The 14,418-nt window shown below is 70.2% G+C and carries 13 protein-coding genes, 1 tRNA gene and 1 pseudogene; 7 read left to right on the top strand and 8 right to left on the bottom strand.

All coding sequences use genetic code 11. The features are described 5' to 3' along the window. Positions 1-45: 45 nt before the first annotated feature. From OTB20_RS00310 to OTB20_RS00295, 4 genes and pseudogenes are all read left to right on the top strand, one after another. Positions 46-246 (top strand): hypothetical protein, encoded by a 201-nt coding sequence (locus tag OTB20_RS00310; RefSeq protein WP_267814708.1) that lies wholly within the window; start codon positions 46-48, stop codon positions 244-246. Then, a complete protein-coding gene (locus OTB20_RS00305; RefSeq protein WP_267814378.1) occupies positions 243-881 on the top strand; it encodes an aminodeoxychorismate/anthranilate synthase component II in 639 nt (212 codons plus the stop codon). The genes OTB20_RS00310 and OTB20_RS00305 overlap by 4 nt, the downstream gene beginning before the upstream one ends. Further along, a pseudogene (locus OTB20_RS00300) lies at positions 824-1,690 on the top strand (class E sortase); the annotation flags it as partial. The gene OTB20_RS00305 and the pseudogene OTB20_RS00300, both read left to right, overlap by 58 nt. 10 nt (positions 1,691-1,700) lie before the next feature. Then, a complete protein-coding gene (locus OTB20_RS00295; RefSeq protein WP_267814376.1) occupies positions 1,701-2,417 on the top strand; it encodes a class E sortase in 717 nt (238 codons plus the stop codon). Positions 2,418-2,534: 117 nt separating this feature from the next. Here the strand turns inward: OTB20_RS00295 and pknB are convergent, their stop codons facing one another. The 6 genes from pknB to OTB20_RS00265 all read right to left on the bottom strand — a co-directional run bounded on the left by pknB (position 2,535) and on the right by OTB20_RS00265 (position 10,718). Further along, positions 2,535-4,568: a Stk1 family PASTA domain-containing Ser/Thr kinase gene (gene pknB / locus OTB20_RS00290; RefSeq protein ID WP_267814374.1), complete on the bottom strand. Its 2,034-nt coding sequence runs from the start codon at positions 4,566-4,568 to the stop codon at positions 2,535-2,537. Positions 4,569-4,783: 215 nt separating this feature from the next. Then, entirely contained in the window at positions 4,784-6,250 is a 1,467-nt protein-coding gene (locus tag OTB20_RS00285) for a peptidoglycan D,D-transpeptidase FtsI family protein (RefSeq protein WP_267814373.1), read from the bottom strand. Beyond that, on the bottom strand, positions 6,247-7,683 hold the full coding sequence (locus OTB20_RS00280; RefSeq protein ID WP_267814371.1) for an FtsW/RodA/SpoVE family cell cycle protein: 1,437 nt from the start codon (positions 7,681-7,683) through the stop codon (positions 6,247-6,249). Before OTB20_RS00280 ends, OTB20_RS00285 begins: the two co-directional genes overlap by 4 nt. A gap of 31 nt (positions 7,684-7,714) precedes the next feature. Continuing rightward, a complete protein-coding gene (locus OTB20_RS00275; RefSeq protein WP_267814368.1) occupies positions 7,715-9,190 on the bottom strand; it encodes a PP2C family protein-serine/threonine phosphatase in 1,476 nt (491 codons plus the stop codon). A gap of 141 nt (positions 9,191-9,331) precedes the next feature. After that, positions 9,332-9,835, bottom strand: a complete 504-nt coding sequence (locus tag OTB20_RS00270) for an FHA domain-containing protein FhaB/FipA (RefSeq protein ID WP_267814367.1) — start codon at positions 9,833-9,835, stop codon at positions 9,332-9,334. A gap of 10 nt (positions 9,836-9,845) precedes the next feature. Beyond that, on the bottom strand, positions 9,846-10,718 hold the full coding sequence (locus OTB20_RS00265; RefSeq protein ID WP_267814366.1) for an FhaA domain-containing protein: 873 nt from the start codon (positions 10,716-10,718) through the stop codon (positions 9,846-9,848). A 292-nt stretch (positions 10,719-11,010) separates the two neighbouring features. Between OTB20_RS00265 and OTB20_RS00260 the strand changes: the two genes are divergently transcribed. Beyond that, positions 11,011-11,093, top strand: a tRNA-Leu gene (locus OTB20_RS00260). Between the two features lie 100 nt (positions 11,094-11,193). On the opposite strand, the gene OTB20_RS42675 is transcribed toward OTB20_RS00260, so the two are convergent. Together OTB20_RS42675 and OTB20_RS00250 are read right to left on the bottom strand one after the other, a co-directional pair. Continuing rightward, on the bottom strand, positions 11,194-11,358 hold the full coding sequence (locus OTB20_RS42675) for a hypothetical protein (RefSeq protein WP_420716288.1): 165 nt from the start codon (positions 11,356-11,358) through the stop codon (positions 11,194-11,196). Then, a complete protein-coding gene (locus tag OTB20_RS00250; protein WP_267814365.1) occupies positions 11,355-11,675 on the bottom strand; it encodes a MerR family transcriptional regulator in 321 nt (106 codons plus the stop codon). The genes OTB20_RS42675 and OTB20_RS00250 overlap by 4 nt, the downstream gene beginning before the upstream one ends. A 315-nt stretch (positions 11,676-11,990) precedes the next feature. On the opposite strand from OTB20_RS00250, the gene OTB20_RS00245 reads away from it, so the two are divergent. Both OTB20_RS00245 and OTB20_RS00240 read left to right on the top strand, forming a co-directional pair. Further along, on the top strand, positions 11,991-13,697 hold the full coding sequence (locus OTB20_RS00245) for a sensor histidine kinase (protein ID WP_267814364.1): 1,707 nt from the start codon (positions 11,991-11,993) through the stop codon (positions 13,695-13,697). Positions 13,698-13,721: 24 nt separating this feature from the next. Further along, positions 13,722-14,381 carry a response regulator transcription factor gene (locus OTB20_RS00240; RefSeq protein ID WP_324290314.1) on the top strand — a complete coding sequence of 220 codons (660 nt, stop codon included), beginning with the start codon at positions 13,722-13,724 and terminating at the stop codon, positions 14,379-14,381. Positions 14,382-14,418: the final 37 nt, after the last annotated feature.

Below are 14,418 nucleotides of genomic sequence, written 5' to 3'. Positions count from 1 at the left end.
GCTTTAGGCTGTGGACGTACCGCCCCCGCGGTGCGTTGAACGATCGTGGACGAAAAGGACACAGGCGGCATGTACGGCTGGATCTGGCGGCATTTGCCGGGCAACGCGTGGGTACGCGTGCTGATCTCCCTCGTGCTGGTGCTCGGGGCGGTGTTCGTGCTGTTCCAGTACGTCTTCCCGTGGGCCGAGCCGCTGCTTCCGTTCAACGATGTGACGGTGGACGAGGGATCGGGAGCGACTCCGTGAGCGCGCGCATTCTGGTTGTCGACAACTACGACAGCTTTGTCTTCAACCTGGTCCAGTACCTCTATCAGCTCGGCGCCGAGTGCGAGGTGCTGCGCAACGACGAGGTCGCACTCGCCCACGCCCAGGACGGCTTCGACGGCGTACTGCTGTCCCCCGGCCCGGGCACGCCGGAAGAGGCCGGCATCTGCGTGGACATGGTCCGCCACTGCGCGGACACGGGCGTACCGGTCTTCGGCGTCTGCCTCGGCATGCAGTCGATGGCCGTGGCCTACGGAGGGGTCGTCGGCCGGGCCCCGGAGCTGCTGCACGGCAAGACCTCGCCGGTGGTCCACGAGGGCGTCGGCGTCTTCGAGGGACTGCCCTCGCCCTTCACCGCGACCCGGTACCACTCCCTCGCGGCCGAGCCCCTCACCCTCCCGGACACGCTCGAGGTCACGGCGCGGACCGAGGACGGGATCATCATGGGCCTGCGCCACCGCGAGCACGACGTCGAGGGCGTGCAGTTCCACCCCGAGTCGGTGCTGACCGAGTGGGGCCACCGGATGCTCGCGAACTGGCTGGTGCGCTGCGGTGACGCGGGCGCGGTGAAGCGCTCGGTGGGGCTGGCCCCGGTGGTGGGCAAGGCCGTCGCGTGACGGCGCTCGCGCCGTCCGCGCCCACGGGGGGCCGGGCCGCGCGACGCAGGGCGGCGCAGGAGGCATCGAAGCGCACGCGGGCACGGGGCCGGGGCCGCCGGCGCAGGCGGCCGGCCTCGGGCGGGCCTGCCGTGGTCGTCAGCAGGCTCGCCGGGGAGCTGTTCATCACGCTGGGCCTGGTGATGCTGCTCTTCGTCGGCTACCAGCTCTGGTACACGAACTTCCTGGCGGGCCGGACGGCCGACAACGCCGCCGGATCGCTGCTCCAGACCTGGGACCGCGATCCGGGCGGGGCGGCCGCCCCGCCCGTGACGGCGTTCGAGCCGGGCCGGGGCTTCGCGATCCTGTACATCCCGAAGCTGGACCTGAAGGTGCCGGTCGCGGAGGGCACGAACAAGGCGAAGGTCCTCGACAGGGGGATGGTCGGCCACTACGGCGAGGCGCCGCTCGCCACCGCGATGCCCGCCGACAAGCAGGGCAACTTCGCACTGGCGGGCCACCGGAACACGCATGGCGAACCGTTCCGCTACATCAACCGGCTGGTGCCGGGGGACAAGATCGTGGTGGAGACGCGGGACGCGTACTACACGTACGAGATGACCTCGCAGCTGGCGCAGACCCCGCCGTCGAACGTGTCGGTGATCAAACCGGTGCCCGTCGGATCGGGCTTCACTTCCGCGGGCCGGTACATCACGCTGACCACCTGCACCCCGGAGTTCACCAGCACCTACCGGATGATCGTATGGGGCAGGATGACCGCTGAACGCCCCCGCAGCGAGGGCGCTCCGCCCGAGCTGGCCAGCCCGTAGAGGATCCGCAGTGTCACGTGCCGCACCGACCCCGAGCCGCAGTGCCTTCGCGGGGTTCCTGAGCCTGCTGGGCGAGCTCCTGATCACGGTGGGCCTGGTGCTCGGGCTGTTCGTGGCGTACTCGCTGTGGTGGACGAACGTACTGGCGGACCGGGACGCCTCCGTACGCGGTGACGCCGTGCGCCGGCAGTGGGACCGGACGGCGCCCTCGCCCGAGGCGGCCGCGAAGCCTGGCGAGCTGGACACCCAGGGCGGGATCGGCTTCCTGCACGTGCCGGCGATGAAGAACGGCGAGGTGCTGGTCAAGCGGGGCACCGACTCGGAGGTCCTGAACGACGGGGTGGCCGGGTACTACACCGAGCCGGTCAAATCGGCGCTGCCGTGGGACCCGGCGGGCAACTTCGCGCTGGCGGCCCACCGCGACGGGCACGGGGCCAAGTTCCACAACATCGACAAGCTGGAGAACGGCGACGCGGTCGTCTTCGAGACCCGCGACACCTGGTACGTGTACAAGGTCTTCGCCGAGCTGAACCAGACCTCGAAGTACAACGTGAACGCGATCAGCCCGGTCCCCGGGGGATCGGGCCGGACGGCGCCGGGCCGCTACATCACCCTGACGACCTGCACGCCCGTGTACACCTCGAAGTACCGCTACATCGTGTGGGGCGAGCTGGTGCGCACCGAGAAGGTGGACGCGCAGCGCAGCCTCCCGGCCGAGCTGCGCTAGGAGCCCCCTGGAGGGGGCTGTGGCGCCGCCGGACCGCGGGGACGTCAAAAGGGTCCGGCCCCTCTCGTCGAGAGGGGCCGGACCCTTTGTGCGCAGTCGCTCGCGGATCGCCGGAGGCTAGTTGCCGAGGCCTCCGATGAAGCCGCCGCCGTTGCCGCCGCCGTTCTGCTGGCCGTTGTTCTGCTGGCCGTCGGGGAAGGTGTTGACGTTGATCACCGAGCCCGGCGCCACCGACTGGCCGACGCCCGGGTCGGAGGTCAGGACGAGCGACTTCCCGTCGCTCGGGCCCGACAGCACGGAGCCGAGGACGAGCCCCTTGGAGGCGAGCTCCTGCCTGGCCTGGTTGATCGTCTTGCCGGCCAGGTTCGGGACCTGGACCTGCTGGACGGCCTTGGCGACGGAGATGTTGACCGACGTGCCGATGTCGACCGAGCTGTTGGGGGCCTGGTCCTGGGTGACGACCGTCTTGGGGGCCGTGCCCGGGGGCGCGTCCACCTCCGTGACGCTGCCGAGCTTCAGCTTGGCGTCCTTGAGGATCTTGGAGACCTCGTCCTGCTTCTTGCCCGTCAGGTCGGGGACCGTCGCCTTGGAGATCTCCTTGGCCACCGTCAGGGTGACGGTGGACCCCTTCTCGGCCTCGCCGCCCTTCGGGGTCTGGTCGATGACGGTGCCGGCGGGCCGCTCGGACTCGGCCGTCTTCTTCTCGACCTGGAAGCCCTTTTCCTGGAGCGCCTTCTCGGCGTCACCGATCGCCAGGTACATGACGTTCGGGACGAGGATCTTTGGCGCGCCCGTGGAGACCTTCACCTTGACGGTGGACTTCTTGTCGACCTTGGTGCCTTCGGCCGGGTCCTGCTCGCAGACGCTGCCCTTGGGCGCGACGTCGCAGGGCATCTCCCCGTCCTGCTGGACGACGAGACCGACGTTGTCCGCGTTGGCCTTGGCCTGCTCGAGGGTCTCGCCGATGAGCTTGGGGACCGCGGGCCGGTTGTCGGCGGTGGTCTCGAAGAGGGTGCGCCCGATGAGGATCGCGCCGACCAGGACGAGGATGCCGGCGGTGACCAGCAGGATCGTGGAGACCTTGCTCTTCTTCTGCGGGCGTCTGCCGCGGCCGCCCTGGTCGTATCCGCCCTGGTCCCCGTACCCGTGTCCGCCGTCGCCCGGGGGCATCGGGGGGAGCATGGAGGTCTGGTTCGGGTCGGTGGTGCGCAGGGCGGTGGTGGGCTGGTCGTAGCCCTGGTGTCCGTAGCCGTGCCCCTGGTCGGGGTAGCCGTAGCCGGCCTGGCCCATGGCGGCGGTGGCGGCGACGGGCTGGCCGTCGAGGCAGGCCTCGATGTCGGCGCGCATCTCGTCGGCGGACTGGTAGCGGTAGTCGGCGTCCTTGACCAGCGCCTTCAACACGATCGCGTCCATCTCGGGCGTGATCTCGGAGTCGAAGTTCGACGGGGGCTGGGGCTCTTCCCGTACGTGCTGGTAGGCGACCGCGACCGGGGAGTCGCCGATGAACGGCGGCCGGACGGCGAGGAGCTCGTACAGCAGGCAGCCGGCCGAGTAGAGGTCGGAGCGTGCGTCGACCTGCTCGCCCCTGGCCTGCTCCGGAGAGAGGTACTGGGCGGTGCCGATGACGGCGGCGGTCTGCGTCATGGTCATGCCGGAGTCGCCCATGGCGCGGGCGATGCCGAAGTCCATGACCTTGACCTGGCCGGAGCGGTTCAGCATGACGTTGGCGGGCTTGATGTCGCGGTGCACGATGCCGGCGCGGTGCGAGTACTCCAGCGCCTGGAGGATGCCGATGCACATCTCGAGGGTGCGCTCGGGCAGCAGCTTGCGGCCGGAGTGCAGGAGCTCGCGCAGGGTCGAGCCGTCGACGTACTCCATCACGATGTACGGGATGGAGATGTTGTCGACGTAGTCCTCGCCGGTGTCGTACACGGCGACGATCGCCGGGTGGTTGAGCGATGCGGCCGACTGGGCCTCGCGACGGAACCGGGCCTGGAAGGACGGGTCGCGGGCGAGATCGGCGCGCAGGGTCTTGACGGCGACGGTACGGCCGAGCCGGGTGTCGTGGGCGAGGTAGACCTCGGCCATGCCACCGCGGCCGAGCACGTGGCTCAGCTCGTACCGGCCGCCGAGGCGACGCGGCTCTTCCATAACGTTGCAGCCCTCTCCGTCAGTCCCGACCGCACCCGTGTGTGGTCCGGCGGTGTGCTGTTCGCGCAAAGGCTACCGGCCGATCGTAGGTGATCGGTTCGTGACCACAGGCTGATACCGGACCGGTACCGTACGCTCGGATCCGGGCAGGAGTAGTGACCCGGATCACATCTGTGTGTCCCTTGCGGCTCTCGTGTGGCGTTCTGCCCCGCCCGTTACCCCTTGTTGCTCTTGAGCACGGCTTCCATGACCGCCTTCGCCACGGGGGCCGCGAGACCGCCGCCGGAGATGTCCTCGCGTTCCGCTCCGCTGTCCTCGATGACGACGGCGACGGCGACCGGGGAACTGCCGTCGGGGTTCTCGGCGTAGGAGATGAACCAGGCGTACGGGCGCTTCTTGTTGCCCTCGCCGTGCTGGGCGGTGCCGGTCTTGCCGCCGACCTTCACGTCCCTGATCTTGGCGTTGCCGCCGGTGCCGTTGTCGACGACGTTGACCATCATGTCCCGGACCCTCTTGGCGTTCTCGACGGAGAGGGGCCGGCTCATTTCCTCCGGCTCGTGCTTCTCGATGACGTCGAGGCCGGGCGATTCCAGCTGCTTGACCATGTACGGCTTCATCAGCTTGCCGTTGTTGGCGATGGCGGCGGTGACCATGGCCATCTGCAGCGGGGTGGCCGCGGTGTTGAACTGGCCGATCGAGCTCAGGGCGTTGCTGGGCTTGTCCATGTTCTTGTCGTAGACGCTGGCGAAGGCGCGGACCGGGGTGTCGATCTCGGCGTTGTTGAAGCCGAACTTCTCGGCGGTCTTCACCATGTTGTCCCGCCCGACCTGGTTGCCCATGTTGGCGAAGACGGAGTTGCAGGAGACTTCGAGGGCCTTCATGAGGCTGGCCTTCTCGCACCCGCTGGCGTGGTTGACCATCGGGGTGGTGGTGCCCGGCAGGATGTACGGCTCGGGGGTGTCCGTCGGCGCGTTGATGTCCTTGACGACGCCGTGCTCCAGGGCCGCGCCGGCCGTGACCACCTTGAAGGTGGAGCCGGGCGGGTAGGTCTCGCGCAGGGCGCGGTTGACCAGCTTCTTGTCCTCGCTGTCCTTGAGCTCGACCCAGGCCTTCTCGTCCGTCTTCGAGTTGCCGGCGAAGGCGGTGGGGTCGTACGAGGGGGTGCTGACCAGGGCGAGGATCGCGCCGGTGCGCGGGTCGATCGCCGCGACGGCGCCCTTCTTCGAGCCGAGCTTGTCGAACGCGGCCTTCTGGGCGGCGGCGTTGAGCGTGGTGACGACGTTGCCGCCCTGCCGCTTCTCACCGGTGAACATGCCGATGGTGCGGTCGAAGAAGAGCCGGTCGTCGTTGCCGGTGAGGATGCCGTCCTCGAGGGATTCCAGTTGCGTGGATCCGAAGGCCTGCGAGGCGTAGCCGGTGACCGGGGACCAGAGCGGACCGTCCAGGTACTTCCGCTTGTACTTGTAGTCGCTGCCGTCGGTGACGGTGGAGCCGGTGATCGGGTTGCCCTCGACGATGATGTTGCCGCGTTCGGTGGCGTACTGAGCGATCTGGACCCGGCGGTTCTCCTTGCGGGTGCTCAGCTCCTCGGCCTTCACGTACTGGAGCCAGTTGGTCCGCACGAGCAGTGCCAGGACGAGCAGCCCGCAGAAGATCGAGATGCGGCGCAGGGGCTTGTTCATGACGGGCGGACCACCTGGGTCATCTCGGAGTCGGGGGACGGTGCCGGGGCCGGGGCAGGGCGGCGTGCGGTGTCGCTGATCCGGATGAGGATGGCGATGAGGATCCAGTTCGCGAGGACGGACGAGCCGCCGGCCGCGAGGAAGGGCATGGTCATGCCGGTCAGGGGGATGAGGCCCATGACTCCGCCGGCGACCACGAAGACCTGCAGCGCGAAGGCGCCGGAGAGGCCGATCGCGAAGAGCTTGCCGAAGGGGTCGCGGGCGGCGAGGGAGGTGCGCACGCCCCGCTCGATGATCAGGCCGTAGAGCAGCAGGAAGGCCATGACCCCGGCGAGGCCGAGCTCCTCGCCGACGGTGGAGAAGATGAAGTCGGAGTTGGCGGCGAACTGGATGAGGTCGGAGTGGCCCTGTCCCCAGCCGGTGCCGAGGACCCCGCCCGAGCCGAAGCTCATGATCGACTGGGCGATCTGCTCGCAGGCTCCGGCGTCGTCGCCGCGTCGCGCCCAGCAGCCGAAGGGGTCCAGCCAGGCGCTGACCCGGGCTCCGACGTGGCTGGAGAAGGAGGCGACCACGACGGCGCCGCCGACCGACATCAGAAGGCCGATGATGATCCAGCTGGTCCGCTCGGTAGCCACGTACAGCATGATCACGAACATGCCGAAGAACAGCAGCGAGGAGCCGAGGTCGTTCTCGAAGATCAGGATGAGCAGGCTCATCGCCCAGATCGCCAGGATCGGGCCGAGGTCGCGGCCGCGCGGCAGGTAGAGGCCCATGAACCGGCGGGAGGCCAGGGCCAGGGCGTCGCGCTTGACCATCAGGTAGCCGGCGAAGAACACCGCGAGGACGATCTTCGCGAACTCGCCGGGCTGGATGGAGAATCCGGCGACGCGGATCCAGATCTTGGCGCCGAAGACGTCCGCGCCGAGGCCGGGGACGAGCGGCAGGAGGAGCAGCACCAGGGCCGCGACCATCGAGATGTAGGTGAACCGCTGCAGGATGCGGTGGTCCTTGAGGAACAGCAGCACGCCGGCGAACAGGGCGATGCCGAGCGCCGTGTACAGCATCTGCCGGGGCGCGGACTCGGTGAACGTCCCGTAGCTGCGCTTCGCGAGGTTCTGCAGGCGCGCGGACTGGTCCAGTCGCCAGATCAGGACGAGGCCCAGCCCGTTGAGGAGCGTGGCGATCGGCAGCAGCAGCGGGTCGGCGTACTTGGCGTAGCGCCGTACGACGAAGTGGGCGATGCCCGCCAGGACGGCGAGGCCGAGCCCGTAGGTGAGCATGCCCGGGGGCAGCTTTCCGTCGATCGCCAGGCCTGCGTTGGCGTAGGCGAAGATCGGGATGACCACGGCGAAGACGAGCAGCAGGAGCTCGGTGTTCCGCCGGCTCGGCAGCTCGATGGCGCCGATGGTGGTCGTGTTCGTGACAACGCTCATGGTGTGACGGGCCCCCTGTGCCCGCGTATGTCTACTGCTTCTCGCACAGGCTGACGACCTGCTGCTCCGCGGCAGTCAGGACGGGGCCCGGCGTTTGGTTGCCCTGAGCCTCGGCGGCCCGTCGCTCCTCGTCCTTCTTGCACGCGGAGGCCTGGGTGCCGAGCTGATCGATCTTCTCGCGGGCGGTGTCGAGGTTGCCCTCGCTGATCGTGTCCACGACCTGCTTGCGCTTGAAGGCCGGCAGGTACTTCAGTTCGATGTCGGGCCGGTCGGTCTCCACCTTGGAGAGTTCCAGCGGCCCCAGCTTCTGGCTGATCCCGCGGAACAGCGCGACGTGCTCGCCCTTGACCCCGATGTAGAACTGCGTCTGCGTCCAGCGGTAGCCGGCGTACAGGCCGCCGCCGATGACACCGAGGATCACGAGCAGGGTCAGCGCGCGCGTCGTCCACTTGCGGCCCTTGCCGCGGCGCCGGCGCGGGTGGTCGTACGTGTCCTCGTAGCCGGAGTCGCCGTCGTACGGGTCGGGCTCGCCGTAGCTGCCGTACCCGTCGGCTCCGCCGCCCTGTCCCTGGTCGCCGTAGCCGCCGTAACCCGGGGCCTCGCCGCTGCCGGGGGGGCCGAAGGCGCCGGCGGGCGGGGAGGCCTGGCGGCCGAGCCCGGAGGCGCGGCCGGCCGGGGTCTGCATGGCGTTGCCGCCGTCGAAGAGCTGGTGGTGCTGGTTCTCGGCGACCGCACCGACGACGACCGGGGTGTCGTTGACCTGCGCGGCCAGGGTGTCGCCGCTGTCGGTGTCGAGGACGTCGGCCACGATGCAGGTGATGTTGTCGGGGCCGCCGCCGCGCAGCGCGAGCTGGATGAGCGCGGCCACGGTCTCGCGGGGACCGTGGTAGTCGGCGAGGGTCTCCTCCAGGGTCTGGTGGGAGACCACGCCGGAGAGCCCGTCGGAGCAGATGAGGTAGCGGTCGCCGACCCGGACCTCGCGGATGGAGAGATCGGGCTCGACGATGTCGCCGCTGCCCAGGGCTCTCATCAGCAGGGAGCGCTGCGGGTGGGTGGTGGCTTCCTCTTCGGTGATCCGGCCCTCGTCGACGAGCCGCTGCACCCAGGTGTGGTCCTGGGTGATCTGCGTGAGGATGCCGTCGCGGAGCAGGTAGGCGCGGGAGTCGCCGACGTGGACCAGGCCGAGGCGCTGGCCCGTCCACAGCAGGGCGGTGAGCGTGGTGCCCATGCCCTCGAGCTGGGGATCCTCCTCGACCATGACGCGCAGCTGGTCGTTGGCGCGCTGCACGGCAGTGCTGAGCGCGGTGAGGATGTCGGAGCCCGGCACGTCGTCGTCGAGCTGCACGAGTGTGGAGATCACCTCGGAGCTGGCGACTTCACCGGCGGCTTGGCCGCCCATGCCGTCGGCGATCGCGAGGAGACGGGGACCGGCGTAGCCGGAGTCCTCGTTGCCCTCGCGGATCATGCCCTTGTGCGATCCGGCGGCGAACCGCAGGGACAGACTCATGCGCACCTGCCCTGTCGACGCCTCGGGGTACAACCGGTCACGAGCCACACTGCCCACCCTCCGGTCGGGAGCGCGCTCGGATCCGGGTCCCCGGTGGGACGGACCACTGCGGCTCGCTCGCTCCGCTCGCTCATTCTCTTACTACTTCCGCAGCTCGATGACGGTCTTGCCGATGCGGATCGGTGCGCCCGGCGGAATGGGCGTCGGGGTGGTCAGCCGGGTCCGGTCGAGATACGTGCCGTTGGTGGACCCGAGATCCTCGACGATCCACTGACCGTCACGGTCCGGGTAGATCCTGGCATGCCTGCTGGAGGCGTAGTCGTCGTCCAGCACGATCGTGGAGTCGTGGGCGCGGCCCAAGGTGATCGTCTGGCCGGCGAGGGCCACCGTGGTACCCGTGAGGGTGCCCTCGGACACGACGAGCTTGGTCGGCGCACCGCGGCGCTGGCGTTGCTGCGGTGGAGCCGCCGGCTGGCGGCCCTGTTGCTGGGGTGCGCCGGCGGCGCCCCCGCCGCGTCGGGAACCGCGCTGCGTGACTCTCGTACCGAAGAGATCGCTGCGGATGACCTGGACGGCCACGATGACGAACAGCCACAGAACGGCCAGGAAACCCAACCGCATGACCGTCAGGGTCAGCTCTGACATTGCCCCCGCTTCACCCTTCGGCTTGCCGATAAATGATGGTGGTGCTGCCCACGACGATCCGCGAACCGTCGCGGAGCGTAGCGCGGGTGGTGTGCTGCCCGTCCACCACGATGCCGTTGGTGGACCCGAGATCCTGGATCGTCGAGGGCGTTCCGGTCCGGATCTCACAGTGCCGGCGCGATACGCCGGGGTCGTCGATCCGCACGTCGGCTTCGGTGCTACGGCCGAGTACGAGCGTAGGGCGCGAGATCTGGTGGCGGGTGCCGTTGATCTCGATCCAGTGGCGCCTGACGGTGCCTCCGGTGGCCACGGGGGCCGGTCCGCCCGGTCCGCCGGGGCCCGGCCGGCGTGCGCCGGGTCCGCCCGGGGGCGGACCGGCGGGCATGGGCGGCGCGGAGGCCGGGGGGTACCCGTAGCCGCCGGGCTGGGCCGGGGGGGCCTGGTGTCCCTGGCCCTGGCCCTGGCCCTGTCCCTGTCCCTGACCGGGCTGGCCCGGGGACTGGGAGGTGCTGGCGGCGAGCGTGCGGCTGCGGACCCGGTAGAGCCCGGTGTCCAGATCGTCCGCCTTCTCCAGCTGGACCTTGATGGGGCCCATGAAGCTGTAGCGCTGCTGCTTGGCGTAGTCGCGGACCAGGCCCGCGAGCTCGTCGCCGAGCTGGCCCGAGTAGGGGCTCAGGCGCTCGTAGTCGCCCGTGCTCAGCTCCACGATGAAGTCGTTGGGGACGACGGTCCGCTCGCGGTTCCAGATGGTGGCGTTGTTGTCGCACTCGCGCTGGAGGGCGCCTGCGATCTCCACCGGCTGGACCTCGGACTTGAACACCTTGGCGAAGGTGCCGTTCACCAGACCTTCGAGTCGCTGCTCGAACCGCTTCAGGACTCCCATGGGGCACCTCCTCCGTCGTTGTCGCCCTGTACTGCTTACTGATCGTATCCACGCGTGGCGGATTCGGGTGGTTCCCCATCGCTCACGTGCGCATGAGTGTTGGTCCTCACAAGCGATCGTAGGGGCGCCCCGAGGACAGTGTCCCGCACCGGCGGTCGAGTGCGGGAGGGGCGGTCCTCGGCCGGGGCCGGGAGAGCACGAAAAGCGATGTGAATCCACCCCTTCCGACGTGCTAATGTTCCGATGTCGCCAGGGGAACGGCCCGCAAGGGGAGAACCGCTGGTAGCCACTTGCGCGAGTGGCGGAACGGCAGACGCGCTGGCTTCAGGTGCCAGTGTCCTTCGGGACGTGGGGGTTCAAATCCCCCCTCGCGCACAAGTGAGAGAACCCCCGCTCCGGAGAGATCCGGAGCGGGGGTTCTTCTTTTTTCCGGGGTCGTGGGCGTGACGAGGGTCTCGGCGCCGGCGCGGGCCGGTCAGTGCGCAGGCGGCCGGGCCACGGCCGCTCGCGTGTCCGCCAGTGCCTCGTGCGCGAAGAAAGCCGTGACCTCGGTCGAGGTGTCGTGGTAGCCGCCGGTGGCGAACTCGGCGACGGCGGCCCGCAGCACGCTCTCCTGGCGTTCGGCCGCGCTCGGCCTCACCGCGTCCCGCGGGACGCCGCCAGGGGGTCCCAGCCCCTGCCGCGGTCCGGCAGCAGCGCGGGATCCCCGAGCACCGAGCCCGTGTGCACCTCGTGCATCAGGCGGCGGCCCAGGATCCGGCCGGCGCAGGGGCAGGGCCATCCGGGCCTTGCGGAATACGAAAGACCGCCGACGTCCAGCAGGGTTCGGACCAGTACGGCTCTGCGGACGTGGGACTCGTCGTATACGGGCAGGGCGGGGAGCAGCCCCATGCGTATATACAGCTGAAGGGCACGGACGGGTATGCGGATCTCGGCGCTCAGTTCCGGTAGCTGCACGCCGATTCCTCCCGCAGTTCTTCTCCGCCGCCGGTTTCCCCGCGTGATCCATTCCGTTCGGTCATGGCAGGACCTTAGGTACGAGGGACGGGGCTCACCAGGCGGAGCGGCCCGGCGATCCCGGTGATGCCTCGAAAGATGTAGGCGGATATTCCCCCGCGGAGGCAGGCCGTCTGCAGCGGAGAATCGCGGGCCCTCCTCCCAGCGGAATGAAATCGCCCGCACCAGGTCCGGACTGTGCCGGGAGACTTTCGTAGCGGGGGGCGCGACGAAAGAGGACGGCCCGGAGGCGGGGCGGTGTCTAGGGTCGGGCGGGTGGACGTGACGGCGAGGGTGCGTGCGGGACGGGACTGGGTGAAGGGGCCCGAGCCCTGGACCCGGCGGATGCTGGCGGGGGACCTGGCGATGGCCGGGACGCTGGCGCTGCTCGGGCTGGGGGTCGAGGAACTCGACAACGGCTCGCCGGCGCGGATGCTGGCCGGCGCCCTTGCCGTGGTGGTGCTGACCCTGCTGCGGCGGCGGCTGCCGGTGGTCACCCTGGTGGTCGGCTCGGCGGTGGGCGTGTACCTGCCCGGGGCCTTCCTCGTGGCGATCCCCCTCGGCTGGTCGGCGGGGCGGCGCATCGTCGGCGTCGGACGGGCGCTCGGCGCCTTCACCACGGCCTTCGTCGCGGCGCTCGCCCTCAGCGTGGTCAAGGAGGCGTCCCAGGGCCGGCCGGTGCTGATCATCGTCTTCAGCACGCTGATGTTCCTGGCCACGGTGGTCATGCCCGGTCTGGCCAGCCGCTACTGGTCCCAGCGCAGTACGCTCCTGCGCGCCCTGCAGGAACGCAACGCCCAGCTGCTGCGCGAGCGGGCGATGGTCGCGGGCCAGGCCAGACTGCGCGAACGCCAGCGCATCGCCCAGGACATGCACGACAGCCTCGGCCACCAGCTCGCCCTGATCTCGGTGCACACCGGGGCGCTGGAGGTGGACCCGGTACTGACCGACCGGCAGCGCGAGGCGGTGGGAGTGCTGCGCCAGGCCTCGGTCGCGGCCATGCACGAGCTGCGCGAGGTCGTCGGCATCCTGCGGGACGGGGTGGAGGCGCCACAGCCGGTGGAGGAGGCGCAGCCCGCCGCGCGCGGGGTGGCGGGCATCGCCGGGCTCGTGGAGTCGGCGCGCAGCGCGGGGACGGACGTAGGGCTCAGGACCACGGGGCAGCCCAGGCCGCTGGTCGCGGCGTGCGACCACGCGGCGTACCGGATCGCGCAGGAGGCGCTGACCAACGCCTACAAGCACGCGCCGGGCGCGCCGATCATGGTGGAGCTGAGGTACGAGGACGACTCACTGGTCGTGGAGATCGCCAACGGCCGGGCCGCCGGCCCGGGCGCCGGCGAGGTGGTCTCCGGAGGGCAGGGTCTGACCGGGCTGCGCGAACGGGCCCGGCTGGTCGGCGGCATGGTCTACGCGGGCGCCGTGGACGGCGGGGGCTTCCGGGTGGCCGGGGTGCTTCCGTACGGGACAGAGCCGGCGGGGGCCGAGGTCACCGGGGCCCTGGAGGGCGGGGCGGGCGCCGTCGCCGACGACTTCGGACAGCAGCTGCGGGCCCGGACCGCGGTCGGCGGCGCGGAGCCGGTGGACTGGGCTGTCATCGACAAGAGACTGCTGCGCGGAGGCGGCCGGTCCGGGGGCGTGGCGCTGGGCTGCGGGATCGCGGTCGCGGCCGTGGTGGTGCTGCTGATCGTGATCGGAGCGGCAGTGGCGCTGCTCGTCGGTTCGGTGAGCGACGCGACGATCGACCGGGCCGACTACGACGGCGCCCAGGTGGGCGAACCGGAGAGCACGGTGCGTTCGCGGCTGCCCAGCGGGGACAGCATCCTGACCGAAGGGCTCGACCGAAAGGGCCCGCCCCGTCCACAGGGAACCACGTGCCTGGCCCTGCTCGCGGACGATGATTCCGACTTGGGCAGCGACAGCGTTTTCCGGTTCTGCTTCAAGGACGGCAAGCTCGTCGACAAGCAGGCGTACCAGGCCGAGTAGCCGGGCCGAGAAGGGGGAGCAGGGGTGACAACCAGGGTGATCCGCGTGGTGATCGCTGACGACGAACCGCTGATCCGGGCCGGGATCAGGATGATCCTGACCTCGGCGGCGGACATCGAGGTCGTCGCGGAGGCGGCGAACGGCCGGGAGGCGGTGGAGCTGGCCCGGGCGCACGGCCCGGACGTGGTGCTCCTGGACATCCAGATGCCGGTGATGGACGGGCTGACGGCACTGGCCGAGCTGGGGCGGGCGGTGCCGGAGGTACGGGCGCTGATCCTGACCACCTTCGGGGAGAAGGAGAACGTGCTGCGGGCGCTGAGCGGGGGCGGCGCGGGGTTCCTGCTGAAGGACTCGGCGCCCGGTGAACTCATCGGCGCCGTACGGGCGGCCGCGGCGGGGGACGCGTACCTGTCTCCGGCGGCGACCCGGCACGTGGTGGACCAGCTCGCGTCCGGCCGGACGGCCGCCCGCGACGAGGAGGCCCGGCGTCTGGTGGCCGAACTGAGCGAGCGGGAGCGCGGGGTGCTGGCGCTGCTGGGGGAGGGGCTGTCGAACGCGGACGCGGGACGGCGGCTGCACATGAGCGAGGCCACGGTGAAGACGTACGTGAGCCGGATCCTGGCGAAGCTGGAATGCGAGAACCGGGTGCAGGCGGCGCTGCTGGCCAGGGACGCCGGGCTCTAGATACGGTCTGGGCCGAATGACGGCGATCCAAGGGGCG

It is taken from the genome of Streptomyces sp. H27-H1 (genome assembly GCF_026627445.1).
In the GTDB taxonomy this organism is placed as follows: domain Bacteria; phylum Actinomycetota; class Actinomycetes; order Streptomycetales; family Streptomycetaceae; genus Streptomyces.
The sequence above is the reverse complement of the archived record's forward strand: the minus strand, read 5'-3'. Positions and strand labels throughout refer to the sequence as shown.

Bases quoted from the DNA above. Each gene is read 5' to 3' on its own strand.
- OTB20_RS00265 (WP_267814366.1), bottom strand. From the start codon at position 10,718: ATGGGAGTCCTGAAGCGGTTCGAGCAGCGACTCGAAGGTCTGGTGAAC.
- OTB20_RS00285 (WP_267814373.1), bottom strand. From the start codon at position 6,250: ATGAACAAGCCCCTGCGCCGCATCTCGATCTTCTGCGGGCTGCTCGTC.
- pknB (WP_267814374.1), bottom strand. From the start codon at position 4,568: ATGGAAGAGCCGCGTCGCCTCGGCGGCCGGTACGAGCTGAGCCACGTG.
- OTB20_RS00270 (WP_267814367.1), bottom strand. From the start codon at position 9,835: ATGTCAGAGCTGACCCTGACGGTCATGCGGTTGGGTTTCCTGGCCGTT.
- OTB20_RS00275 (WP_267814368.1), bottom strand. From the start codon at position 9,190: ATGAGTCTGTCCCTGCGGTTCGCCGCCGGATCGCACAAGGGCATGATC.
- OTB20_RS00280 (WP_267814371.1), bottom strand. From the start codon at position 7,683: ATGAGCGTTGTCACGAACACGACCACCATCGGCGCCATCGAGCTGCCG.